Genomic DNA, 25339 nt, shown 5'->3' on the forward strand with positions numbered 1-25339 from the left:
GATGAAAGCGCCCCAACTCATCTGGCACAACGGACGCATCAAGCCGTGGCACGAGGCCACGGTCAACGTCGGCGCGCACGCGCTGCACTACGGGTCGTCGGTATTCGAAGGCGAGCGCGTCTACGCGACGAACCACGGCCCCGCGTTCTTCCGCCTGCGCGACCACACCGAGCGCCTGTTCCACTCCGCGCGCGTCTACGATCTCGACATCGCGTACAGCGCCGACGACATCGACGCCGCGTGCGCGCAAGTGGTGCTCGCCAACAAGCTCGGCAGCGCGTACCTGCGGCCGATCGTGTACCGCTCGGGTTTCACCTTCAGCCTCGCGCCGCCGCGCGACACCGCCGTCGACGTCGCGATCATCGCGATCGAATGGGGCAGCATGCACGGCGCCGCCGCGCTGGAGCAGGGCGTCGACGTCTGCGTCAGCTCGTGGAACCGCGCGGCGCCGAACACCTATCCGAGCGGCGCGAAAGCCGGCGGCAATTACTTGAACAGTCAGCTGATCGCGCAGGAAGCCGTGCGCGGCGGCTTCGTCGAAGGCATCGCGCTCGCGCCGGGCGGACTCTTGTCCGAAGGCGCCGGCGAGAACCTGTTCATCGTTCGCAACGGCAAGATTTATACGCCGACGGCCGGTGCGAGCATCCTGTGCGGCATCACGCGAGACACGGTGATGACGCTCGCGCAGGAACTCGGCTATCAGGTGATCGAACAGGCGCTGCCGCGCGAAATGCTGTACTTCGCCGACGAAGTGTTCATGACCGGCACCGCCGCGGAAATCACGCCGGTGCGCTCGGTCGACCGCAAGCCGGTCGGCGAGGGCAAGCCCGGTCCGGTGACCCGCGCGCTGCAGCGCGCGTTCTTCGGCCTGTTCGACGGCTCCACCGAAGACCACTGGGGCTGGCTCACGCCGGTGACCGCGACGGCGTACGCGAAGGAGGCCGCGTGATGGCCGCGCGCACGCTCTTCGACAAACTGTGGGACGCGCATGTCGTGCGTCCCGAAACCGACGCGACGCCGGCGATCCTGTACGTCGACCTGCACCTGATCCACGAAGTGACTTCGCCGCAGGCGTTCGCCGAACTGCGTGCGCGCGGCCTGACGGTGCGCCGCCCGGAACGCACGCTCGCGACGCTCGACCATTCCACGCCGACGACGCCGCACGACGATCTCGGCCAGCCGGTGTACGCGTCGGAAGAAGCGGCGGCGCAGGTCGCCGAACTCGAACGCAACTGCGCCGAATTCGGCATCCGCCTCAACGGCTGGGACAGCGAGCACCGCGGCATCGTGCACGTGATCGGGCCCGAACTCGGCGCGACGCAGCCGGGCATGACGATCGTCTGCGGCGACAGCCACACCTCGACCCACGGCGCGTTCGGCGCGCTCGCGTTCGGCATCGGCACGACCGAGGTCGGCCACGTGTTCGCGACGCAGTGCCTGTTGCAGCAGAAGCCGAAGTCGCTCGCGATCCACGTCGACGGCGCGCTGCCGGCCGGCGTCGGCGCGAAGGACCTGATCCTGCACGTGATCGGCAAGATCGGCGTCAACGGCGGCACCGGCCACGTCATCGAGTATCGCGGCGAGGCGATCCGCGCGCTGTCGATGGACGAGCGCATGACCGTCTGCAACATGTCGATCGAGGCCGGCGCGCGCGCGGGCCTGATCGCGCCCGACGAAACGACGTTCGCGTACCTGAAGGGCCGTCCGCTCGCGCCGCAGGGCGCCGCGTGGGACCGCGCGGTGGACGCGTGGAAAACGCTGCGCAGCGACGACGGCGCGACGTACGACCGCGAAGTGCGCATCGACGCGCGCGCGGTGCGCCCGACCGTCACCTACGGCACGCACCCGGGCATGGCCATCGCGCTCGACGCGCCGGTGCCGGCCGCGGCGAGCCTGCAGGAGCGCCGCGCGCTCGACTACATGCGCGTCGAGGCGGGCCGACCGGTCGCCGGCATGCCGGTCGACGTCGTGTTCGTCGGCAGCTGCACGAACTCGCGCATCGGCGACCTGCGCGACGCGGCCGACGTGCTGCGCGGACGCCGGCTCGACCCGCGCGTGCGCATGCTCGTCGTGCCCGGCTCGGTCGCGATCAAGCGCGAAGCCGAACGCGAAGGGCTCGACCAGGTGTTTCGCGCCGCCGGCGCCGAGTGGCGCGAACCGGGCTGCTCGATGTGCATCGCGATGAACGGCGATCTCGCGCAGCCGGGCCAACTGGTCGTCTCCACGTCGAACCGCAATTTCGAAGGACGCCAGGGACCGGGCGCGCGCACGGTGCTGGCGAGTCCCGCGGTCGCCGCCGCGTCGGCCGTCGCGGGCGTCGTCGCCTCGCCGCAATCGCTTTCTCAGCAACCGCTCTCCCAGGAACAGGCCGCATGACCGCCGTGACCCATGTGCGTTCGCGCACCGCCGTGCTCGCGCACGAGAACATCGACACCGACCGCATCATCCCGGCGCGGTTTCTGACGACGACCGAGCGCGCGGGCCTCGGCCGCTACGCGTTCAACGACTGGCGCTGGCGCGCCGACGGCACGCCGAACCCCGAGTTCGTGCTGAACCAGCCGATGGCACGCGGCTGCGAAATCCTCGTCGCCGGCCGCAACTTCGGCTGCGGCTCGTCGCGCGAACACGCGCCGTGGGCGCTCGTCGACTACGGGTTTCGCGCCGTGCTGTCGAGCGAGATCGCCGACATCTTCCGCAACAACGCACTCAAGAACGGCCTGCTCGCCGTGGTGCTGTCCGAGGCCGAGCATCGCTACCTGCTCGACCATCCGGGCATCGAGCTTGCGATCGACGTCGCCGCGCAGACGATCGAACTGCCCGACGGCGGACGCTTCACGTTCGCGCTCGATCCGTTCGCGAAGCACTGCCTGATCGCCGGCGTGGACCAGCTGGGCTTTCTCGTCGGCCACGAGCGCGACATCGCGCGCTTCGAACAAGCACGGGAGGCCGCATGAAAGCGCGCATCGCCGTGTTGCCGGGCGACGGCATCGGCCCCGAGGTCACGGCCGCGGCGGTCAGCGTGCTGCGCGACGCCGCCGCGCGCGGCGGCCACGAATTCGAATTCAGCGAACACGCGATCGGCGGCTGCGCGATCGACGCGCACGGCGATCCGCTGCCGGCCGAAACGCTGATCGTGTGCAAGCAGGCCGACGCGGTGCTGCTCGGCGCCGTCGGCGGTCCGCGCTGGTCCGATCCGAAGGCGAAGGTGCGGCCCGAGCAGGGCCTCTTGCGCCTGCGCGCGGAACTGGGCGTCTACGCGAACCTGCGGCCGGTGCGCGTGCATCCGAAGCTCGCCGCGCTGTCGCCGCTCAAGAACGAGCGGCTGACCGGGGTCGACCTGCTGTTCGTGCGCGAACTCACCGGCGGCGCGTACTTCGGCGCGAAGACGCGCACGGCCGACGTCGCCACCGACGAGACGAAGTACACGACGCAAGAAGTGGAACGCGTCGCGCGCCGCGCCTTTGCGCTCGCGCGCGGCCGCGGTCGCCGCGTCACGTCGGTCGACAAGGCGAACGTGCTCGAAACCTCGCGCCTGTGGCGCGAAACGGTGCAGCGCGTCGCACACGAGTTTCCCGACGTCGCGCTGGAGCACCAACTCGTCGATTCGATGGCGATGCTGCTGCTCACGCGCCCGGCCGCGTACGACGTGATCGTCACCGAAAACCTGTTCGGCGACATTTTGACCGACGAAGCCGCGGCGCTCGCCGGTTCGCTCGGCCTCTTGCCGTCGGCGTCGCTCGGCGACGGCAAGGTGGGCCTGTACGAGCCGATCCACGGCTCGGCGCCGGACATCGCCGGACGCGGCGTCGCCAATCCTCTCGGCGCGATCCTCTCGGCCGCGATGCTGCTGCGCCACTCGCTGGGCCTCGCCGACGAAGCGGCGGCGATCGAAGCGGCGGTCGACCGCGTGCTCGACGCGGGTGTGTCGACGCGCGACCTCGGCGGCGACGCCGGCACGCGCGAAGCGACGGCAGCGGTGCTCGCGGCGCTCAACGAGCGCGCGGCTTCGAAGGAGGCCGCGTGATGCGCATGCACGCAGCAATCTTTAGCCCTCTCCCCCAAGCGAGCTTGGGGGAGAGGGAGAAAACCCGGAGCAACGCCATGCGCAGTGACGCGATCAAGACCGGCCCCGACCGCGCGCCCGCTCGCGCCATGCTGCGCGCGACCGGCCTCGACGACGCGGCCATCGCCAGGCCGCTCGTGGCGGTCGTGCACACGTGGTCGAACGTCAGCCCGTGCAATCTCAACCTGCGCGATCTCGCGCAGGCCGCGAGCGACGGCATCCGCGCGGCCGGCGGCACGCCGATCGAGTTCAACACGATCGCCGTGACCGACGGCATCGCGATGGGCACGTCGGGCATGCGCGCCTCGCTCGTCAGCCGCGAAATCATCGCCGACTCGATCGAACTCGCCGTCGACGGCCACTGCCTCGACGCGATGGTCGTGCTGTGCGGCTGCGACAAGACGATTCCCGCCGCCGCCATGGCGCTCGCGCGGCTCGACATTCCCGGCGTCGCGCTGTACGGCGGCTCGATCGCGCACGGCCGGCTCGATGCGAAGTCGATCACCGTGCAGGACGTGTTCGAAGCGGTCGGCGCGCACGGCGCCGGCAAGCTGTCGACGCAAAAACTGTGCGATGTGGAAAAGCATGCATGTCCCGGCGCCGGCGCGTGCGGCGGCCAGTTCACCGCGAACACGATGGCGATGGTGCTGACCGCGCTCGGCCTGTCGCCGCTCGGCGACAACGACATACCGGCGACCGATCCGGCCAAGCGCGACGCGGCGTTCCGCTGCGGCGAACTCGCGATGGAATGCCTCAAGCAAGGCCGCACGCCGCGCTCGGTGCTGACGCCGACGGCGTTCCGCAACGCCGCGCGGCTCGTCGCCGCGACCGCGGGCTCGACGAATGCCGTGCTGCACCTGCTCGCCATCGCGCGCGAAGCCGGCGTGCCGCTGACGCTCGAGGATTTCGAGAGCGCGTCTCGCGACACGCCGGTAATCGCCGATCTCAAGCCGGGCGGTCGCTATACGGCGGTCGAACTCTCGGCCGCTGGCGGCACCGCGCTCGTCGCGGGCGAAATGCGCAAGGGCGGCATGATCGACGACGCGCCGACCGTCACCGGCCGCACGCTGTACGCCGAACTCGACGCGGCGCCCGCGCCGGCGCCGGGCCAGGACGTCGTGCGCGCGACCAACGCGCCGCTCAAGCCGCGCGGCGGCTATTCGATTCTCTACGGCAACGTCGCGCCGCAGGGCTGCGTGCTCAAGCTCGCCGGTCACGGCCGCGCGCGGCACGAAGGCCCGGCGCGCGTGTACGACAGCGAAGAGCTCGCGTTCGCGGCGGTGCAAGCGGGCGCGATCAACGCCGGCGACGTCGTCGTGATCCGCAACGAAGGTCCGGCCGGCGGCCCCGGCATGCGCGAAATGCTCGCGGTGACCGCGGCGCTCGTCGGGCGCGGCCTCGGCAACGACGTGGCGCTGATCACCGACGGCCGCTTCAGCGGCGCCACGCACGGCTTCATGGTCGGCCACATCGCACCGGAAGCCGCGCGCGGCGGTCCGATCGCGCTCCTGCGCGAAGGCGATCGCATCGTCATCGACATGCACGATCGCACGCTGTCTACCGACGCGCCGCTCGAATCGCGCCGCGCCGACTGGCGCGCGCCCGAGCCGAAAGTCACGCGCGGCGTGCTCGCCAAGTACGCGCAACTCGTCGGCTCGGCCGCCGAAGGCGCGGTAACGCACACATGAACCCTTTCCTCTTGCGCACCGGGCGGTCCCCCGGGCGTTGAAACCGTAGAAGACCTTTCAATCATCGAACCCGGAGATACGCCATGACCGCACAAACCCCGACCACCGCCGCCCTGCAATCCGCCAAAGTCGCCGTACTCGGCTACGGCAGCCAGGGCCGCGCGCATGCGCTGAACCTCAAGGATTCCGGCCTCGACGTCGTCGTCGGCGTGCGCCGCAACGGCCCGTCGTGGGACAAGGCGCGCGCCGACGGCCTGAAAGTCGCCGAGCCCGCCGACGCCGTGAAGGACGCCGATCTCATCGCCGTGCTGACGCCCGACATGGTGCAGCCGGCGCTGTACACCGACGCGATCGCGCCGAACGCGAAGCCCGGCGCGGCGCTGTTGTTCGCGCACGGTTTCAACGTGCACTTCAAGCAGATCGCGCCCCGCGCCGACATCGACGTCGTGCTCGTCGCGCCGAAGGGCCCGGGCGCGCTCGTGCGCCGCGAATACGAGAAGGGCCACGGCGTGCCGTGCCTGTACGCGATCCACCAGGACGCGAGCGGCAAGGCGCGCGACAAGGTGCTCGCCTACGCGGCCGGCATCGGCGGCGCCCGCGCGATGCTGATCGAAACGAACTTCGGCGAGGAAACCGAGACCGACCTCTTCGGCGAACAGGCCGTGCTGTGCGGCGGCGCGACGAAACTCGTGCTCGCCGGCTACGAAACGCTGGTCGAAGCCGGCTACCAGCCGGAAATCGCGTACTACGAAGTGCTGCACGAACTCAAGCTCATCGTCGACCTGCTGCACGAAGGCGGCCTCGCGAAGATGCACCAGTTCATCTCCGAGACCGCGCAATACGGCGACCTCACGCGCGGCCCGCGCGTCGTCGACGGCGACACGAAGGCGCGCATGCGCAAGATCCTCGATGAAATCCAGGACGGCCGCTTCGCGCAGGAATGGGTCGCCGAGTACCAGGCCGGCAACGGCAACTACCGCGCGTTGAAAAATGCCGATCTCGCTCATCCGATCGAGGCGGTCGGCGCGGGCCTGCGCGCGCGCATGCCGTGGCTGAACCCGACGCCGGCGCTCGCCGCCGTCCCGACGTCATCCGACGCTCCCCTGAAACGGACGGCCTGACCATGGATGGGGGCGGGGACAAACAAGCCACCGGCAGCGGCGCCGCCGCTGCCGAACCCGCGGCCAGCCTGCCGCGTACCGGCGCGCAGCATCTGCTCGATGCGCTCCAAGCCGAGGGCGTCGACACGATCTTCGGCTATCCCGGCGGCGCGATCATGCCGGTGTACGACGCGCTGGTCGATTCGACACTCAAGCACATCCTCGTGCGCCACGAGCAGGGCGCGGCGCTCGCGGCCGACGGCTATGCGCGCGCGAGCGGCCGCGTCGGCGTGTGCATGGCGACGTCCGGTCCCGGTGCGACGAACCTCCTCACCGGCCTTGCGAACGCGTATCTCGATTCGGTGCCGATGATCGCGATCACCGGGCAGGTGCCGACGTCGCTGATGGGCACGGATGCGTTTCAAGAGGTCGACGTGTTCGGCATGAGCCTGCCGGTGGTCAAGCACAGCTACATCGTGCGGCGCGCCGAAGACGTCTACGCCGTCGTGCGCGAAGCGTTCGCGATCGCGCGCGAAGGCCGGCCCGGTCCGGTGCTGATCGATCTGCCGAAGGACGTCGCGAACGCGCGCGCGGTCGCTCGCGCGGTGCGCCGCGTCACGCGCGCGGCGCCGTCGCCGCACGAACTGCGTTTCGCCGAAGCGCGCGCGCTGTTGTCGCATGCGAAGAAGCCGCTGCTGTACGTCGGCGGCGGCGTCGGCATCGGCAACGCCGAGCGCGAGCTGCGCGAATTCGCGCGGCTGACCGGCATACCGGCCGTCTCGACGCTGAAGGGCCTCGGCGCGTGCGATCCGGACGAGGCGCACTACCTCGGCATGCTCGGCATGCACGGCAACCCGGCCGCGAACTACGCGGTGCAGGAGTGCGATCTGCTGATCGTCGCCGGCGCGCGTTTCGACGATCGCGCGACGGGCCGCCTCGCGTCGTTCGCGCCCGAGGCGCGCGTGATCCATCTCGATGCCGATCCGGCCGAGATCGGCAAGCTGCGCGCGTGCGACGTCGGCCTCGTCGGCGACCTGCGCGACCTGTTGCCGCGCCTCGTGCATCCGGTGGCGATCCGCGCGTGGCAGCGCCGCTGCCGCGTGCTGAAACAGCAGCACGCGTGGCGCTACGACGCGCCGGGCGAAGGCATCTACGCGCCGGCGCTGCTCAAGCAGCTGTCGGAGGCGGGCGGCAATCGCCTGATCGTCGCGAGCGACGTCGGCCAGCACCAGATGTGGGTCGCGCAGCACTGGCGCGTGCCGTACACCGCGGCGCACCTGTCGTCGGGCGGGCTCGGCACGATGGGCTACGGACTGCCGGCAGCGATCGGCGCGCAGCTCGCGCGGCCGGGTTCCACGGTCGTGTGCGTGTCGGGCGACGGCTCGATCATGATGAACGTGCAGGAGCTCGCCACGCTCCGGCGCTACGGCATCCCGGTGAAGATCGTGCTGCTCGACAATTCCAGCCTCGGCATGGTGCGGCAGTGGCAGGAGCTGTTCTTCGAGAAGCGCTACAGCGAAGTGGATTTGTCCGACAATCCCGATTTCGCCGAAGTGGCGCGCGCGTTCGGCATCCCGGCGTTCGCGATCGAGCGGCGCGACGAAGTCGAAGGCGCCGTGCAGCGCCTCTTGCGCGAGCCGGGTCCGCTGTTCTGCCACGTCAAGATCGACGCGCGCGAGAACGTCTGGCCGCTCGTGCCGCCGGGCAAGTCGAACGGCGAAATGATGGGGTGCGCGGCATGACCTGCAGCCTGGAGCTCGCGCTGGATCGGGCCGAAGGCGCGCTGCTGCGCGTGCTGGGAACGATAGAACGCCGCGGCTGGAACGTCGTCGCGGTCAATGCCGCAACGCACGCCGATGCGTACGCCGTGCGAGTGACGCTCGACGGCGCGCGCGATGCGCAGATCCTGTGCCGCCAGCTCGAACGGCTCGTCGACGTGCGCCAGGTGCGCCTCGTCGGCGCCGACGAGGCGGCACGCTGCGCCTGACGAAGCATGAGCCGGCGCGCATCCGCGCGCCGGCAACGAAACTCACGAGGAATTGCCATGAACACGAACCCCATCCAGATCCAGAGCATTCGAATTATTCGCGCGTCGTCGATCCGTAAGGCCCCCTCCCTCGCCTGCGAACGCCGCCATGACCGCGCACACCGAACTCGCCGACTCGTATCACGATGAAACGTCCGTCTTCGATTCAACGCCGGTCGCGCCAGCGATGCCGGCGCCGCTGCATATCGTGACGCCGCTGATCCGTGCGCGCGTTCACCATCTGTCGGTCGGCTTCAAGCTCGACAACCTCCAGCCGGCGCGCTCGTTCAAGCTGCGCGGCATCGGCCGCCTGTGCCAGCACTACGCCGCGCGCGGCGTGCAACGCTTCGTGTGTTCCTCGGCCGGCAACGCCGGCTACGCGGTCGCGTGGGCGGGGCGCGCGCTCGGCATTCCCGTCACCGTGGTGATTCCCGAAACGACCTTGCCGTTCATGCGCACGCGCATTGCCGCGCTTGGCGCCGAGGTGCGCTGCGAAGGCCGCGTATGGGACGACGCGAACGCCGCGGCGCTCGAGCTCGCGCAAGCGCCGGATACGGCCTACATCCCGCCGTTCGATCACCCGCTGCTGTGGGAAGGCCACGCGTCGCTCGTCGTAGAACTCGCGCGGCAATGCGACGAAGCGCCGGACGCGATCCTCGTCGCGGTCGGCGGCGGCGGTCTGTTGCTCGGCGTGCTCGAAGGGCTGCGCCGCGTCGGCTGGCGGCATACGCGCGTGATCGCGGCCGAGCCGGAAGGTTCGGCGTCGCTCGCGCCGAGTCTCGCGCAGGGAAAAGTCGTGGAGCTGGCGTCGCCGAAAAGCGTCGCGACGAGCCTGTGCGTGCGGCGCATCGCGCCGGCGCTGATCGACGCGTGCCGCGGCGGCACGGTCGTGCCGGTGACGGTGAGCGACGCGGAGGCGGAAAACGCGTGCGTGCGCTTCGCCGAGGAACACGGGCAGATGATCGAACCGGCGTGCGGCACGGCGCTGGCGCCGTTGTATGCGAATCACCCGAGTCTGGCGGGAATGCGACGCGTGGTCGCGGTGGTTTGCGGGGGGCAGGTCGTGACGCTCAGGCAGCTCGCCGACTGGGGCTGCTGACGTCGAGCCCGCGCTGCTAGGCCGCCCAACTGACGACATACGCGCGACCGGCGGTCGCGCAGTTTGGTTAGACTCCGGCGGACAAACCGGGGAATCGAACCGATGATAGTGAGCTTGGGTGCGGCGCTGATATCGCTGGCATCAGGAGTAACCGCGAACGACCGCCTGCAGATCGGCACGCTCTCGTTCGCGCCCTGCGAGCTGTCGCAACCGAAATCGGCGACGACGACCGCGGCGTGGTGCGTGCCGTTCGAAGTGCCCGAGAACCGCGCCGATCCGAACGGTCGCAAGATCGCGCTCAAGCTCGCGGTGATCGGCAGCGACATCGCCGCGACGCAGGACGACCCGATCGTGTTCCTCGCCGGTGGCCCGGGGCAGGCCGCGACCGAAACGTGGCCGTCGATCGCGCCGGCGCTGCAGTCGGCGCGGCGCTACCGCCACGTCGTGCTGCTCGACCAGCGCGGCACCGGCGGTTCGAACGCGCTGCGCTGCAAGGCATCGGACGCCGCAGCCGACGCGGATTTCGATCCGGCGGTCGCGGGCGCGCAAGCGCGGCGCTGCCTCGACGAAATCAAGGCGAAGGCCGACCCGCGCTACTACACGACGACCGACGCGGTGGAAGACCTCGAAGCCGTGCGCGTCGCGCTCGGCGGCGTCAAGTTCAACCTCGTCGGCGTTTCGTACGGCACGCGCGTCGCGCAGCAGTACATGGCGCGTCATCCCGACGGCGTGCGCAGCGCGGTGCTCGACGGCGTCGCGCCGAACGAGCTGATTTTCGGCGGCGAATTCGCGCGCAATCTCGACGAGGCGCTCAAGGGCCGCTTCGCGCTGTGCGCGAACGACAAGGCGTGCGCCGCGCGCTTCGGCGACGTGTACAAAGCGCTGTACGAAACGCGCGAAAAGTATCGCGCCGCGCCGGTTCCGGTGACGATCCGCGATCCGCAGAACTTCGAAACGAAGCAGCGACGCTTCGACCACAACCTGCTCGACGGTCTCGTGCGCCTGTTCGCGTACGCGCCGGAAAGCGCGGCGCTGCTGCCGCTGGTGATCCGCGAAGCGGCGGCCGGCAACACCGCGCCGATCGTCGCGCAGGCCGAATACGTCGTGAAGGACCTGTCCGACGGCATGACGGCCGGCATGGGCCTGTCGGTGGTCTGCGCCGAGGACGCAGATCTCATCGTGGACGCGCCGCAGGACAAATCGCTGATCCTCGGCGAAACGATGGTCGCGGCGATTCGCGCGCAGTGCGAGGCGTGGCCCAAGGGCAAGCGGCCGGACGACTTCCACCGGCCGATCAAGTCCGACCTGCCGGTGCTGATCCTGTCGGGCCAGTTCGATCCGGTGACGCCGCCGCGCTACGGCGACGCGGTGCTCAAGGGACTGTCGAAGGGGCGCCATCTCGTCGCGCCGGGGCAGGGCCACAACGTGATCGGGCGAGGCTGCATGCCGCGGCTGGTCAAGCGGTTCATCGAAAAACTCGAGACCGACCAGCTCGACGCCGGCTGCATCGCCGAACTCGGCCCCACGCCGTTCTTCCTCGACTTCAACGGAGCGGCGCCATGATCGAAGTGACCGACCTGCACAAGGCGTTCGGCAGCGTCAAAGCCGTCGACGGCGTGACGTTCGCCGCGCGCGACGGCGAAATCACGGGCCTGCTCGGCCCCAACGGCGCAGGCAAGACGACGACGCTGCGCATGCTCTACACGCTCATGACGCCGGATCGCGGCGCGGTGCGCGTCGACGGCATCGATGCGGCGACCCATGCGCACGAAGTGCGCCGCCGGCTCGGCGTGCTGCCCGATTCGCGCGGCCTGTACAAGCGACTGACCGCGCGCGAAAACGTGGAATATTTCGCACGCCTGCACGGCATCGACGAAGGCACGATCAAGGCGCGCTGCGACGCGCTGATCGACGCGCTCGACATGGGCGACATCGCGCAGCGCGCGACCGAGGGCTTTTCGCAGGGCCAGCGCGTGAAGACCGCGATCGCGCGCGCGCTCGTGCACGATCCGCGCAACGTGATCCTCGACGAACCGACCAACGGCCTCGACGTGATGGCCACGCGCGCGATGCGCAAATTCCTGCTGCGGCTGCGCGGCGAAGGCCGCTGCGTGCTGTTTTCGAGCCACATCATGCAGGAGGTCGCAGCGCTGTGCGACCGCATCGTGGTGATCGCCAAGGGGCGCGTCGTCGCCGAGGGCACGGCCGACGAACTGCGCGCGCAGACCGGCGAAAGCAATCTCGAGGACGCGTTCGTCCGCATCATCGGCAGCGAAGAAGGATTGGCCGCATGAAAGCCGCGTGGGTCGTATTTCTGAAAGAAGTGATGGAAAACCTGCGCGACCGCCGCACCGTGACCAACGCGCTCCTGATGGCGCCGCTGCTCGGGCCGCTGCTCTTCGTCGGCCTGACGTCGATCGTGATTTCCAAAGAACTGGAAAAGAGCGAGCAGGCGCTCAGCGTGCCGGTGATCGGCGCCGAGCACGCGCCGAATCTCGTCGCGTTTCTCGGCCAGAACGGCGTGCGCGTGAAGCCCGCGATCGACAACCCGGAAGCGGCGATCATCGCGCAGGACGTCGACATGGTGCTGCGCATTCCGGCCGGCTACGGCGAGGCGTGGAGCGCCGGGCGCACCGCGCAGGTCGAGCTGCTGTTCGACTCCTCGCAGCGCGAATCGGGCACGCCGGTCGCGCGGCTGCGCGGCGTGCTGTCGCGCTACGCGAGCCAGAATTCGACGATGCGCCTGCTCGCGCGGGGCCTCGCGCCGTCGGTGGCGATGCCGCTCGCGGTAGCCGAACGCGACCAGTCGACGCCGCAGAGCCGCAGCGGGCTGTTGTTCGCGATGCTGCCGTATTTCCTGATCCTGTCGAGCTTCATGGGCGGCATGTACCTGGCGATCGACACGACTGCGGGCGAGCGCGAGCGGCAATCGCTGGAGCCGCTCTTCGCCAATCCGGTGACGCGTTCGGCGATCCTGACGGGCAAGCTCGCCGCGACGTGCACGTTCGCGATGGCGAGCCTTGCGTTGTCGGTCATCGCGTTCGGGCTTGCCGGACCGCTGATTCCGAGCGGCAAGATCGGCATGGTGCTCGACTTCGGTCCGACGTTCGCGGTGACGGTGCTGGTCATGATGCTGCCGCTGGTGCTGCTCGCGTCGTGTCTGCAGACGCTGATCGCGGCGTTCGCGAAAAGCTATCGCGAGGCGCAGACGTACCTGTCGGTGCTGCTGCTGATCCCCGCGCTGCCGTCGATGATGCTCGTGGTGTCGCCGATCAAGGCGAAGTTGTGGATGTACGCGGTGCCGCTCCTGAGTCAGCATCTGGCGATTACGCGGCTCGTGCGCGCCGAGGGGATCGAGCCTGCGCAGCTCGGGCTTTGTCTTGCGAGCGGGTTCGTCGTCGCGCTCGTCGCCTGGGCGGTGACCGCTCGGGTTTATCGGTCGGAGAGGTTGGCGATTTCGGGGTAGGTCTCGCGCTCGCCGCTTTTTTCCCTTTTTTTGTTTATTCATCTTTGCTCGTCATCCCGGCGAAGGCCGGGATCCAGCTCTCGGCGTTGGTTTTTCGCCGCTACTCCAACCCGCGTCGCTCTCGTCGTTGACGGTCGCTTCGTCGTTGTTGCTTGGCTTTAGACAGAGCGTTCCGCCCGCCTGCCGGCGGCCGTCTTACTTTCTTTGTGTGGACAAAGAAAGTAAGCAAAGAAAACCACCCCAGCTGCCACGCCCTCCGGGCATCCTGCCCTGCGGGGACCGCAAGCGCCCGGCGGGGTCCGTCGATGGTCCATCCATGGCCCACGACGGACGACGCACATCCGTGTGCGTCCCCTGCGGGCCTGATCACCGGTCGCTTGCTCGCGGCAGGAAGCCGCCCGCTTCACCCGGGGCCCCGTCGGTCGCGGCGAGATTGCGCAGGATCAGCCCGCGCAGCGGGTGCGCGCAGGGATGCGCGCAGTTCGTTGACGGGCCATGGATGGCCCATCAACGAACCCCGGAGCGATCTCGCGAAGTCGGAGGGCAGGATGCCCGGAGACCGCGGCCGTCGGGGTGGTTTCTCCTGGTTACTTCTCTTTGGCAGCAAAGAGAAGTGACCCGGCCGCCGGCAGGCGGGCGGAACCGCTCTGTCGAAGGCCGGGCGAAAACTACAAAGCGACAATCAAAGGCTGGATGATTCGCCGCATCCGCGGCTCACCCCTCCGGGGCCATTCGCTGCGCGAATGTTCGCTTCGGCATCCATGCCTGCGCAGTCCAGCTTGCGCTGGGATGACGAGCCGAGCGCGACATGCTGTGAGCAACGCGCCAAAAAAGAGAGCGGCGCCGTTACGGCGCCGCCGCCCCCTTCGTGTCACGAATCCACGTCTCCACATTCTCGCGCAGCGCCTTGAGCGGCAATACCCCGTTCCCGAGCACCTGCTCGTGAAAAGCGCGCAGATCGAAACGACTGCCAAGCTCCCGCTCCGCCTGCTCGCGCAACGCGAAAATTTCCAGCCCGCCCGAGTCGTACGACGTGAGCTGCCCCGGCATCACCGCGATGCGATCGACCAGCGCTTCGGCGGTTTTCGGATCGAAGCGGCCCGTCGCGACGAAGTAGTCGATCGCCTGCTTGCGCGTCCAGCCGAACATGTGGATGCCCGGGTCGGCCACCATGCCGCGCGCCGGCCAGATGCGCCGGCTGATCTTCGCGTAGTCGGTGTTGTAGATGCCGGCTTCCTCGGCCAGCCGCTCCGAATAGCGGCCCCAGCCTTCGATGTACGCCGAGTTGAACGACAGCTTCGTCATCACGTGCCGTGCCGGCAGGCCGTTCGCGATTGCGATCTGCAGGTGATGGCCCGGCCAGGTTTCGTGCACGAGCGTGATTTCGGCGCTGCCGCGCGTATCTTTTTTCCAGTTTTCCAGCGGGATGCGGTATTCGCCGGGCTTGTTCGGATCGCCGCTCGGAATGTAGTGCGCCGACATGCCGCTGCCGCGCTGGTAGTCCGGCAGCGGCTGGATGATCGCCGGCTGCGACGGCAGTTCGCGGAACAGCGGCGCCGACAGCTCCCGCGCACGCGCGAGCATGCCGCGCGAGAAGTCGAGCAGTTCCTTTTCCGAGGTGAAATGGTTGTCTTTCGCCTTTTCCACTTTGGCGATGATCGTCTTGATGTCGCGCGTGCCGAACACGCGCTGGCCGATGTCGGCGACGTTCGCTTCGTTCGCGGCGACCGTCTTCTGGCCCAGCTCGTACACTTCCTTCGGCGTGCGCGTCAGCGTCGTGAAGTTGCGCAGCTGCGCGGCATAGCAGGCCGCGCCGTCCGGCAAGTCCGACAGGCCGATGCTAACGCGCGCCTTCGGCGCATATTCGTTGGCGAGAAAATCGCGGTAGCGCTGCACGGCCGGCTTGATCTGCTGCACGATGACATCGCGCATGCGCGCCTTGAACGCGTCGTCGTTCGAGCGTTCGGCCGGCGACCAGAACGGCCATTCTTCGGGCTTTGCGCCAAGCGCGCCGTCGAGCTGCTGCAACACGCGCGTCAGGATCGCCTTCGGTACGGCGTAGCCGGTGGCGAGACCTTCGCGCAGATTGGCCGTGTCGTTTTCGATGAAGCCGGGCAGGCTCGACCAGCGCTTGATCGCCTGTTCGCGCGCTTCGGGCGTATCGACCGGCTGCGACGCGGCGGCTTCGGCGAGATACACCTGCCAGCCGCCCATGTGGCTCAGGCTCCAGCGTTCCTGGTGACACACGCGCAAGCCGCGGCTGGCGTCGAAGCCTTCGCGCAGCACCGCGTACGTCACGGCCGCGGGCGTGCCGCGCAGCGCGGCGGCGTCGATGCGGTCGAGGTCGGCGATCATCGCGTCTTCGACCGCCACGTACTGCGCGATCTCGCTCGCCGAATTGCGCGGCAGGCGATCGTGCGACGGAACCGGCACGCCGGTGGCGTAGGTGACGGTCGGATCGAAGTCGATCACGGCGGCGACGAAGCGGTCGGCGATGGCGTTGACCGCGGCGACGGGATCGGGTTTCGGCGCGGCGACCGGCGTCGCGACGGCGGCGGGCGTCGAGGGCGCCGCTTCGCGCTTGGCGCCGCCGGCGCAGGCGGCGGCGAACAGGGCGGCGGTCAGCGCGGCGATCGCGGCACGAACCGGATACGACGTACGGGTGCGAGGCATTGCGGCATTCCTTCGAGGGGCTGCGTTGAGGGCCCTGTCCCTATCGCAATGGTCGTGCCAACCGTCGATTGCCGGCAAGCGCGAGCAGCGACAAGGGTTTGCGCGCGCCGATGCCGCGCGGACGGTGTCCGCCGGACGGACGCCGGACAGCGCGGCCGACTTGCTTCGCGAAGCGCCAGCGGGCATCGTCGCGATCGCAACTGATTTTTGTGACCCTGTTTTCCGCCGAACTGCGGTTATGACATTCGTGGGTGCGCAGCGTGCGGTGGACAGACCGACCCAGACCCGGCCGCCGCACGCTGCCCCCGCGCTTTACGGAGCGACCATGACGAAGCCGAAGAGCCACATCGAGATCGCGTACGAATCGATTCCCGTATTCGCCGACGACGGACAGATCGACGTCGGCGAGATCAACTTCCTGCTCGGCCTCGCGCTGCGCGACAACACCATCGACGACGACGAGCGCCGCGTGCTCGCGAAGGTTTTCGCGCAGGCGCAGAAGACCACGCTGCCGTCGGCGGTGCAGGCGCGCATCGACGAAGTGCGCGCGCTGCACAACATTCCTGCCGCGTAAGCGTCAGACCCAGTCGCGCGGTGTCAGGTACTCGCCGAGGCGCGCCTCGGCGCTGCCGGGCTGCGGCTGATACATGTACTCGAAGCGCACGCGCGGCGGCAGGCTCATGAGGATCGACTCGGTGCGGCCGCCCGACTGCAGACCGAACAGCGTGCCGCGGTCCCACACGAGATTGAACTCGACGTAGCGGCCGCGCCGGTACAACTGGAATTCGCGCTCGGTGTCGCCGTACGGCGTGTCGCGGCGACGCTCGACGATCGGCAGGTACGCCGGCAGAAACGCGTTGCCGACCGCGCGCGTCAGATCGAAGCAGCGTTCGAAGCCGCCGTCGTTGAGATCGTCGAAGAAGATGCCGCCGACGCCGCGCGTCTCGTTGCGGTGCTTCAGAAAGAAATACTCGTCGCACCATTGCTTGTAGCGTGGATAGACGGCGTCGCCGAACGGCGCGCACGCATCGCGCGCGGTGCGATGCCAGTGACGCACGTCGTCGTCGACCGGATAGAACGGCGTGAGATCGAATCCGCCGCCGAACCACCACACCGGTTCGGCGTCGGGCTTCACGGCCTCGAAGTAGCGCACGTTCATATGCGTCGTCGGCACGTGCGGATTGTTCGGGTGCAGGACGAGCGACACGCCGAGCGCGGTCCAGCGCCGGCCGGCGAGTTCGGGCCGGTGCGCGGTCGCCGACGGCGGCATGCGCTCGCCGTGCACGAGCGAGAAGCCGACGCCCGCCTGTTCGAACAGCGCGCCGTTCTTCATGACGCGCGAACGGCCTCCGCCGCCTTCGGCGCGCTGCCACGGATCTTCGACGAAGCGCGCCTGCCCGTCGGCTGCTTCGAGCGCGGCGCAGATGCGATCCTGCAGGTCGCGCAGGAACGCTTCCATGCGCGCGATGGGTGTTTCGGCCGACATAGTGAAGAACCTGAACGAAGAAGCTTTTTCTTTCGGAGCCCCCTTAAGTTAGGGGCGGCCAAACGCTTGCAGCGCAAGCGTTTGGCCAGGGTTGTGGGATGCGACCTGTTGTATGCAGCACCCCGAGCTGAGCGCTTCACTCGGTGAGGAGGTTCAAATTCGCACTGATATCGGTAACGAGGTTGTTGATCCAGCCGAGGTAGTTCTTGTGGATCAGCCGCTTGCCGTTCTCGACCTCGTACTTGAGGTTTTCCGAGTCGACGTAGGCGATCTTGATCGCGCGCTTGTCCCAGGTGATGTCGATGCGCACCTTGTGATCGCGCAGCATCAGCGTCGACTTGATCTCGCCGGGCTTCTCGTCGGTGACGGTCCACTTGCGGTTGATCAGCGCGCCGCGGATCGACTTGGCGACCTGCGCGTCGGTGATCTTCGCCGGAATGGCGATCGGATCGGGATCGACCAGCGGCGCCTGGCGCGCGGCCATCAGCATCAGGAGGATCGGCAGCAGCAGGATGACGAGGAGGCGGGAACGCAGCATGTTTCACTCCATTGAGGGTTGGGTGCGGCCCGGCGATGGTAGGGCCCGCCTCGGGTCGAGGCAACGGACCGCCGCGAGCGACGCGGCGCAATGACGATCTATGTCAGGCGATCGAGCATGCGCCGGTTGCCGATCAGCCGCGCCCAGCGCGTGCCGGTATCGAGCCACAGGCAGTAGCCGGATTCGAGCACGAGCCGCAGCAAGAGGCGCGGCCGCCACGAGAAGCGCGCGTCGGCGGCGACCGGCTCGGCGTCGAAGCCGAGCGAACGCGCGAGCAGCACGCAGCGGGCGAGGTGGTAGCGGCTGGTGACGAGCGCGACCGGCTCGCACGCGGCGTCGCCGAGGAGCGTCCGCGCATTGCGCAGATTTTCCAAAGTATCGGTTGACGCATCCTCGCAGACGGGCGCGACGCCGGGCGGCAGGCCGATCTCGGACAAGCGCGCGAGCGCCGCCGCCGCTTCGGTCGTGCCGCCGTCAGCCGCGCCGCCGAGCAGCAGCACGCGCCGTGACGGATCGGCGACGACGAGCGCGTGCAGCCGCGCGATGCGCGCGTCGTAGTCGGCGTCGGGCCGGCCGTGCGCGAGGCGCTTGCCGAACAGCAGCAGCGCGCGCGCGCGCGGCGCCGCAACGCCGCTCGTCGCGGCGAGCCGCAGCGCGTAGGCGAACCAGAACGCCCACAGCAGGCCTGCCGTCGCGACGCAGGCGAGCGCGGCGACGACGAGCGAATGCCACACGTCGCGGTCGCGCAGATGGCGCCACGGACCGCGGCGGAACGGAGCGATGAGGTCGGTCATGCGGCGGGCGCGACGGTATTTCGTTCGAGGTTGCGTATTGAAACAGATCGATCCGTTTGCCGACGAGGGCGCGTCGCAGTTCGTGCGAGTCGCTCTATACTCAAGCGCACATCCAGCAAGCGCATTCAGGGACCGACCGCCGCGTGCCGCAACGCCAATCTCCGCTCGCCATCAGTGCCTACACCGTCACCTGCGCCGCCGGCCGCGGCGTGGACGCGCTGGCCGCCGCGCTCGCGGCGAGGCGCTCGGGTCTGGCGCCGAACGATTTCTCCAGCGTGCCGCTCGCGTGCCACGTCGGTCGCGTGGCCGGCGTCGAAGACACGCCGGTGCCGGCCGCGCAGGCGGCGTGGGACTGCCGCAACAACCGGCTCGCGTGGCTCGGCCTCTCGCAGGACGGTTTTCTCGACGCCGCGCTCGCGCTCGTCGCGCGCTACGGCGCGTCGCGCGTCGCGGTCGTGCTCGGCACGTCGACCGCGAGCATCGGCGCGACCGAAGAGGCCTATCGCACGCTCGAGGACGGCCGTTTCGCCGCGCGCTTCCACGAACCGCTGCTGCACACGCCGCATTCGCTCGCCGCGTTCGTGCAGGCCGTGCTCGGCACGCGCGGACCCGTCGCGACCGTGGCCACCGCGTGTTCGTCGAGCGCGAAAGTCTTCGCGCAGGCCGAGCGGCTGATCCGCCTGGGCTGGGCCGACGCGGCCGTCGTCGGCGGCGTCGACACGCTGTGCGACAGCGTGCTGTTCGGCTTCAACGCGCTGCAGCTCGTCTCGCCGGATCCGTGCCGGCCGTTCGACGCCGCGCGCCGCGGCATCTCGATCGGCGAGGCCGCGGGCTTCGCGCTGCTCGAACGCGGCGACGCCGCGCCCGGCGCGCCTCGGCTCGCCGGCTGGGGCGAGTCGAGCGACGCGCACCATATGTCGAGCCCGCATCCCGAGGGCCTCGGCGCGCGCCTGGCGATCGCCGACGCGCTCGCGCGTGCGGGCCTGACGGCCGACGCGGTCGACTACATCAACCTGCACGGCACCGCGACGCCGGCGAACGACGCGGTCGAGGCGGCCACGATCGCCGCGCTGTTTCCCGCGACGACGCGCGCGAGTTCGACGAAGGGCTGGACCGGCCACACGCTCGGCGCGGCCGGCATCGTCGAGGCGGTGATCTGCCTGATCGCGCTCGAGCGCGGCTTCGTGCCCGGTACGCTCAACTGCGTCGATCCCGATCCGGTCTGCGGGCCGCAGCTCGCCGTCGCGAACGAGGCACGTGCGCCGCGCATCGCGCTGTCGAACTCGTTCGGCTTCGGCGGCAGCAATGCCGCACTGCTGTTCGCGCACGCGGGGGCCGCATGAGCGCGCTCGCGGTACGCGTCGCCGGCATCGGCCTGTGGGGGCCGGCGCTGGCCGGTTGGCCCGCGAGCGTCGCCGTGCTGCGCGGCGAAGCGCCTGCCGATTTGTCCACAACGCAAAAACCGTCGCCGCCGCTGCTGCCGCCGGCCGAGCGACGGCGCGCGCCGGAAACCGTGCTGTTCGCCGCGCAGGCCGCGGTCGAGGCGTGCGCGGCGGCCGGCCTGTCGCCCGGCGAGCTGCCGGCCGTGTTCGGTTCGGCGCAGGGCGACATCGCGATCACCGACTACATGTGCGCGACGCTCGCGACGGCGCCGTTCGAGCTGTCGCCGACGAAATTCCACAACTCCGTGCACAACGCCGCCGTCGGCTACTGGACCATCGCGACCGGCTGCCGCGCGGCGTCGACGGCGCTGTCGGCGTGGACCGACACGGTCGGTGCGAGCCTGCTGGAAGCGGCGATCCAGGCGCACGACACGCAGGCGCCGGTGCTGGTCGCCGTGTACGACAGCGCCGCGGTAGGCCCGATGGCCGATCCGATCCACCACGACTGCGGTTTCGCGTTCGCGCTCGTCGTCGACGTCGACGATCCCGCAGCGCCGGGGCCGCGCCTCGTGCTCGAGCCGCTCGACGGCGCCGGCGCGACCGAACCCGATGCCGCTTGGGCGCGCGAACTGCGCGAACGCAACTCGAGCGCGATCGCGCTGCCGCTGCTCGCAGCGCTCGCCGGTACGACCGAGCGCCGCGTGCGCGTCGCCGCGGGCCCGGGCTTCGTACTCGACGTGACGGTGCGCCCATGACCGCGCCGCGTGCGGCCGTGGTGATACCCGCGCTGAACGAAGAGCGCGCGATCCGGGACGTCGTCGCCGGCGCGCTTGCGCATTGCGTCGACGTCATCGTCGTCGACGACGGCTCGACCGACGGCACGGTCGCGGCGCTCGACGGCTTGCCGATCCGCCTGATCCGCCACGCGAAACCCGGCGGCAAGGGCAATGCGCTGCGCGCGGGATTTCGCGCGGCGCTCGAGCTCGGCGTCGACGGCGTCGTGACGATGGACGGCGACGGCCAGCATTCGCCGGACGATATTCCGCGGCTCGTGCGCGTCGCCGCGCAGCGGCCGGGACAGATCGTCGTCGGCGCGCGCCTGATCGGTCGCGAGCGCCAGCCACGCATCCGCCGCGTCGCGAACGACATCGCCGACTGGGGCATCGCGTGGGCGGTCGGGCAGCGGCTGATCGACAGCCAGAGCGGCCAGCGATGGTATCCGCGCGCGGTGGTCGAACTCGCGGTCGACGTCGTGCCGCAGGGTTTCGTGTTCGAGGCCGACATCCTGATCGAGGCGGCGCGGCGCCTGGGCACGCGCGTCGTCGCGGTGCCGATCCGGTCGCGCTACGCGGGCGAGTTTCGCGCCAGCCACTTCAAGCCGCTGCGCGACTTCTATCGCATCACGAGGCATGTCGTCGGCCGGGTGGTCGAGGCCGGTTCGGTCGTCGCGAGCTACCGCCGCGCGCGCGTCACGCCGATCGAACTCGTCGATCCCGACGCGTGACGTCGCGGCGCGTGGTTTTCGTCAACGGTGCGCCTGTGCAAACCGTGTAAAGTCGATCAACGGAGATTGACGGTCGGGGAGGGCCGGATGTCGCATAGTCCACTTCTGCTGCAACTGCTCGTCATCATCGGCACCGCGCGCCTGCTGGCGCTCGGGCTCGCTCGCATCGGCCAGCCGCCGGTCATCGGCGAGATGATCGGCGGCCTCGTGCTCGGCCCGATCGTGTTCGGCGCGCTCGCGCCGCAGTGGCATGCGCAGCTGTTCGCGCCGGGCAGCCTCGGCGCCCTCAACGGTCTGGCGCAGATCGGACTTGCGGTCTTCATGTTCATCGTCGGTGCGGAGCTGCGCCTGCCCGGCGGCGCGCGCGAACGCATCGTGGCCGCCGGCCGCGTCGGCGTGCTCAGCGTCGTGCTGCCGATGGCGCTCGGTTTCGCGATCGCGCCGATCCTGCATCCGCGCTTCGCGCCGGCCGGCGTCGCGTTCGCGCCGTTCGCGCTGTTCGTCGCCGCGTCGATGGCGATCACGGCGTTTCCGGTCATGGCGCGCATTCTCAAGGAGCGCGCGATGACGCAGACCGCGATCGGCCGGCTCGCGCTGACGTCGGCCGCGTTCGCCGACGTGCTCGCGTGGATCGCGCTCGCGCTCGTCGTCGCGCTGATCGCGTCGGGCAGCGGCTGGCCGCGCTTCGGTGCGACGCTGGCCGGCCTCGTCGCGCTCGTCGCCGTCTCGTTCCTCGTCGTGCGGCCCGCGCTCGCGCGGCTGCTCGCGCGCCGCGCGCCGGACGGCAAGCCGTCGGGCATGATGCTCGCGCTGCTGATGATTCTGCTGTTCGCCTACGCCGCGCTCACGCAGCAGATCGACCTGCACGCGGTGTTCGGCGCGTTCCTGTTCGGCGCGTGCCTGCCGCGCGACGACCGCCTGCTCGGGAGCCTCGTCGAACGGCTCGAGCACGTGGCGATCGTCGTGCTGATGCCGGTGTTCTTCGCGCTCGCGGGGCTCAACACGACGGCCGACGCGTTCAACGGCGGCGGCGGGCTCGCGCTCGTGCTGATACTGATCGCCGCGATCGTCGGCAAGGTCGTCGGCGGCGCGGCCGGCGCGCGCTGGTCCGGCATGGACTGGCGCACGAGCGTCGCGGTCGGCGGGCTGATGAACGCGCGCGGACTGATGGAGCTCATCGTCATGAAGATCGGACTCGACATCGGCGTGATCGGCAAGGAAATGTTCACGATGCTGCTCGTCATGGCGATCGTCACCACGCTGATGACGACGCCGATGCTCGCGTACTTCGGCCGCACGCGGCGCGAGCGCGAACCCGACCTCGACGCGAAGGAGATCGTATGACGACGCCTGCGCGCCGCGATGTCGTCATCGCTGGCGGTGGCCTTGCCGGCCTGTGCCTTGCGCTGCAGCTCAAGCGGCGTTTCGGCGACATCGACGTGCTGGTGCTCGAGCGGCGGCGGCACCCGCTGCCGCTCGCGGCGCACAAGGTCGGCGAATCGACGGTCGAAATCGGCGCGCACTATTTCGGCGAAACGCTGGGCCTGCGCGAACATCTCGACGCGCAGCACATCCGCAAGTTCGGCTTTCGCTTTTTCTTCTCGGAAGGACGTGAAGATCTTCCGGCGGTAACCGAACTGGGCGTCCGCGAAGTGCTGCCGACGCCGACGTTCCAGATCGACCGCGGCATCTTCGAAAACCACCTCGGCGACGCCGCGCGCGCGGCCGGCGTCGATTTTCGCGACGGCGCGGTCGTGCGCGGGATCGATCTTTCGACCGACGGCGCCGATCACGCGGTGCGCTTCGAGCACGACGGCGCGGCGCACGAAATCCGCGCGCGCTGGGTCGTCGACGCGAGCGGTCGCGCGGGCCTGCTCAAGCGCAAGCTCGGTCTTGCCGAGCCGAACGGCCACGACGCCAACTCGGTGTGGTTTCGCATCGACGACAAGCTCGAGATCGACGACTGGTGCGGCGACGAACGCTGGCGCGGCGAATGCACGCCGCCCGAGCGCTGGCGTTCGACGAATCACCTGTGCGGGCCGGGCTACTGGGTCTGGCTGATTCCGCTCGGTTCCGGCGCGCATTCGGTCGGCATCGTCTGCGATGCGGCGATGCATCCGCTCGAGACGATGAACACGTTCGAGCGCGCGATGGAATGGTTGAAGAAATTTCAACCGATCGTCTGGCGCGAATGCGACAGGCGGCGCGACAAGCTGATGGATTTCCTGTTCCTGCGCGGCTTTTCGTACGGCTGCAGGCGCGTGTTCTCGGGCGACCGCTGGGCGCTGACCGGCGAGGCCGGGCTGTTTCTCGATCCGTTCTATTCGCCGGGCAGCGACTTCATCGCGATGTCGAACACGTACGTCTGCGAGCTGATCGCGCACGATCGCGCCGGCACGCCGGTGGCGCCGTACGCGTCGCTGTACGAACAACTGTACTTTTCGTTCTACCGCAACACGCTCTCGCTGTACGAGGGCCAGTATCCGCTGTTCGGCGACGCGCAGGTGATGCCGGTCAAGGTGATCTGGGACTACGCGTACTACTGGGGCGTGCTGTGCCAGATCGTGTTCCAGAATCGCCTGGCCGATCTGCGGCTGTTCGCCGACCTGCGCGCGTCGTTCGAGCGCGCGTCCGATCTCAACCGCCGCGTGCAGGCGTTCTTCCGGCGCTGGAGCGCCGCCGCGCCGGCGCGCAATCCGGCGGTCATGCTCGACCAGGGGCGGCTCGACTGGTTCCACGCGCTCAACCGCGAACTGCACGACGTGCTCGACGACGCCGGGCTGCGCGCGCGCCTCGTCGCGAACGTGACGATGCTCGAACGGCTCGCGGCCGGCATCGTCGAGCAGGCGCGGCGCGACGCGCCGGACATCGACGCCGACGGCCTCGCCGATGCGGACGCGACGCGGGCGCCGGCCTTGTTCGACACGGCGTGACGCAGTCGGCTTGACCGGCGCCTTGCGACGCTGCTCAATGCGCGCATGAACAAATTCGCCCTGTGCCTCGTCTGCTTCGCGCTCGCCGCCTGTGCGCCGACCGACCCGCCGGCCGCGTCCTACACCGCCGCGACGGCCGCCGCGCGCGATCCCGCGCGCGGCGGCGCGCGCCCCGGCGTCTGGCACCGTGCCGAGGCCGAGCGCAACGGCGCGCCGATCGCGTGGGAGTTCCGCGCGGACGTCGACGCCGCGCGCCGCGCGACATTGCCGCAGCTCGTCGTCGTCTCGGTCGTGAACTACGTCGACGTCGGCGAGGACAAGCGTCTCAAGGCGTCGACGATCGACGCCTACGACCGCATCGAGCGCGATCTCGCCAAGTTGATGGCGGGCAAGGGCGAACTCGTCGCCGTGCTCGATCACTACCGGCAGTACGACTGGTACTTCTACGCAACCGGCGTCGCCGACGTCGACGCGATCAAGGCGCTGTTCGCGCAGTCGGGATACAACGGCGTTACCGTGAACGTCGAGAACGACGCGCAGGGCGAGTTCTACGCGACGCTGCGCGAGCGCGTCGACGCGCGCTGACG

General features: G+C 69.5%; 23 protein-coding genes. 19 read left to right on the top strand and 4 right to left on the bottom strand.

Annotation, left to right across the window (positions count from 1 at the left end):
- Position 1 precedes the first annotated feature (1 nt).
- The 12 genes from OD750_RS12135 (at position 2) to OD750_RS12190 (ending at position 13442) form a co-directional block, all read left to right on the top strand.
- Positions 2–949: a branched-chain amino acid transaminase gene (locus OD750_RS12135; protein ID WP_263545497.1), complete on the top strand. Its 948-nt coding sequence runs from the start codon at positions 2–4 to the stop codon at positions 947–949.
- Positions 949–2376, top strand: a complete 1428-nt coding sequence (gene leuC / locus OD750_RS12140) for a 3-isopropylmalate dehydratase large subunit (RefSeq protein ID WP_263545498.1) — start codon at positions 949–951, stop codon at positions 2374–2376. Before OD750_RS12135 ends, leuC begins: the two co-directional genes overlap by 1 nt.
- Entirely contained in the window at positions 2373–2954 is a 582-nt protein-coding gene (leuD, locus tag OD750_RS12145) for a 3-isopropylmalate dehydratase small subunit (protein ID WP_263545499.1), read from the top strand. The genes leuC and leuD overlap by 4 nt, the downstream gene beginning before the upstream one ends.
- Positions 2951–4024, top strand: coding sequence for a 3-isopropylmalate dehydrogenase (leuB, locus tag OD750_RS12150; RefSeq protein WP_263545500.1), 1074 nt, complete (start codon positions 2951–2953; stop codon positions 4022–4024). Before leuD ends, leuB begins: the two co-directional genes overlap by 4 nt.
- A 77-nt stretch (positions 4025–4101) precedes the next feature.
- Positions 4102–5751, top strand: a complete 1650-nt coding sequence (ilvD, locus tag OD750_RS12155) for a dihydroxy-acid dehydratase (protein WP_263545501.1) — start codon at positions 4102–4104, stop codon at positions 5749–5751.
- An 83-nt stretch (positions 5752–5834) separates the two neighbouring features.
- On the top strand, positions 5835–6872 hold the full coding sequence (gene ilvC, locus OD750_RS12160) for a ketol-acid reductoisomerase (RefSeq protein WP_263545502.1): 1038 nt from the start codon (positions 5835–5837) through the stop codon (positions 6870–6872).
- A 2-nt stretch (positions 6873–6874) separates the two neighbouring features.
- Complete coding sequence (ilvG, locus tag OD750_RS12165; protein ID WP_263545503.1) at positions 6875–8593, top strand: acetolactate synthase 2 catalytic subunit; 1719 nt, start codon at positions 6875–6877, stop codon at positions 8591–8593.
- A complete protein-coding gene (locus OD750_RS12170; protein ID WP_263545504.1) occupies positions 8590–8838 on the top strand; it encodes an ACT domain-containing protein in 249 nt (82 codons plus the stop codon). The genes ilvG and OD750_RS12170 overlap by 4 nt, the downstream gene beginning before the upstream one ends.
- Positions 8839–8986: 148 nt before the next feature.
- Positions 8987–9976: a pyridoxal-phosphate dependent enzyme gene (locus tag OD750_RS12175; RefSeq protein ID WP_263545505.1), complete on the top strand. Its 990-nt coding sequence runs from the start codon at positions 8987–8989 to the stop codon at positions 9974–9976.
- A 102-nt stretch (positions 9977–10078) separates the two neighbouring features.
- Entirely contained in the window at positions 10079–11539 is a 1461-nt protein-coding gene (locus OD750_RS12180) for an alpha/beta hydrolase (protein WP_263545506.1), read from the top strand.
- Positions 11536–12270, top strand: a complete 735-nt coding sequence (locus OD750_RS12185) for an ABC transporter ATP-binding protein (RefSeq protein WP_263545507.1) — start codon at positions 11536–11538, stop codon at positions 12268–12270. The genes OD750_RS12180 and OD750_RS12185 overlap by 4 nt, the downstream gene beginning before the upstream one ends.
- Positions 12267–13442 carry an ABC transporter permease gene (locus OD750_RS12190; RefSeq protein WP_263545508.1) on the top strand — a complete coding sequence of 392 codons (1176 nt, stop codon included), beginning with the start codon at positions 12267–12269 and terminating at the stop codon, positions 13440–13442. Before OD750_RS12185 ends, OD750_RS12190 begins: the two co-directional genes overlap by 4 nt.
- 846 nt (positions 13443–14288) lie before the next feature.
- On the opposite strand, the gene OD750_RS12195 is transcribed toward OD750_RS12190, so the two are convergent.
- Positions 14289–16115, bottom strand: coding sequence for a DUF885 domain-containing protein (locus OD750_RS12195; protein ID WP_263545509.1), 1827 nt, complete (start codon positions 16113–16115; stop codon positions 14289–14291).
- 325 nt (positions 16116–16440) lie between these two features.
- On the opposite strand from OD750_RS12195, the gene OD750_RS12200 reads away from it, so the two are divergent.
- Positions 16441–16689 (top strand): hypothetical protein, encoded by a 249-nt coding sequence (locus OD750_RS12200; RefSeq protein ID WP_263545510.1) that lies wholly within the window; start codon positions 16441–16443, stop codon positions 16687–16689.
- A 3-nt stretch (positions 16690–16692) separates the two neighbouring features.
- Here OD750_RS12200 and hemF read toward each other — a convergent pair whose 3' ends face one another.
- The 3 genes from hemF to OD750_RS12215 form a co-directional block, all read right to left on the bottom strand.
- Entirely contained in the window at positions 16693–17601 is a 909-nt protein-coding gene (gene hemF, locus OD750_RS12205; RefSeq protein ID WP_263545511.1) for an oxygen-dependent coproporphyrinogen oxidase, read from the bottom strand.
- Positions 17602–17737: 136 nt separating this feature from the next.
- Entirely contained in the window at positions 17738–18139 is a 402-nt protein-coding gene (locus tag OD750_RS12210) for a hypothetical protein (protein WP_263545512.1), read from the bottom strand.
- Between the two features lie 98 nt (positions 18140–18237).
- On the bottom strand, positions 18238–18933 hold the full coding sequence (locus OD750_RS12215; RefSeq protein ID WP_263545513.1) for a YdcF family protein: 696 nt from the start codon (positions 18931–18933) through the stop codon (positions 18238–18240).
- 143 nt (positions 18934–19076) lie between these two features.
- On the opposite strand from OD750_RS12215, the gene OD750_RS12220 reads away from it, so the two are divergent.
- From OD750_RS12220 to OD750_RS12245, 6 genes are all read left to right on the top strand, one after another.
- Positions 19077–20276 carry a beta-ketoacyl-[acyl-carrier-protein] synthase family protein gene (locus OD750_RS12220; protein WP_263545514.1) on the top strand — a complete coding sequence of 400 codons (1200 nt, stop codon included), beginning with the start codon at positions 19077–19079 and terminating at the stop codon, positions 20274–20276.
- Entirely contained in the window at positions 20273–21070 is a 798-nt protein-coding gene (locus tag OD750_RS12225) for a beta-ketoacyl synthase chain length factor (protein WP_263545515.1), read from the top strand. Before OD750_RS12220 ends, OD750_RS12225 begins: the two co-directional genes overlap by 4 nt.
- Complete coding sequence (locus tag OD750_RS12230) at positions 21067–21819, top strand: glycosyltransferase family 2 protein (protein ID WP_263545516.1); 753 nt, start codon at positions 21067–21069, stop codon at positions 21817–21819. Before OD750_RS12225 ends, OD750_RS12230 begins: the two co-directional genes overlap by 4 nt.
- Positions 21820–21906: 87 nt before the next feature.
- Positions 21907–23163, top strand: a complete 1257-nt coding sequence (locus OD750_RS12235; protein ID WP_263545517.1) for a cation:proton antiporter — start codon at positions 21907–21909, stop codon at positions 23161–23163.
- On the top strand, positions 23160–24752 hold the full coding sequence (locus OD750_RS12240; RefSeq protein WP_263545518.1) for an NAD(P)/FAD-dependent oxidoreductase: 1593 nt from the start codon (positions 23160–23162) through the stop codon (positions 24750–24752). The genes OD750_RS12235 and OD750_RS12240 overlap by 4 nt, the downstream gene beginning before the upstream one ends.
- Before the next feature lie 45 nt (positions 24753–24797).
- Positions 24798–25337 (top strand): hypothetical protein, encoded by a 540-nt coding sequence (locus OD750_RS12245; protein WP_263545519.1) that lies wholly within the window; start codon positions 24798–24800, stop codon positions 25335–25337.
- Positions 25338–25339 lie beyond the last annotated feature (2 nt).

The sequence above is a fragment of the Tahibacter soli genome (genome assembly GCF_025717065.2).
Taxonomy (GTDB): Bacteria; Pseudomonadota; Gammaproteobacteria; order Xanthomonadales; family Rhodanobacteraceae; genus Tahibacter; species Tahibacter soli.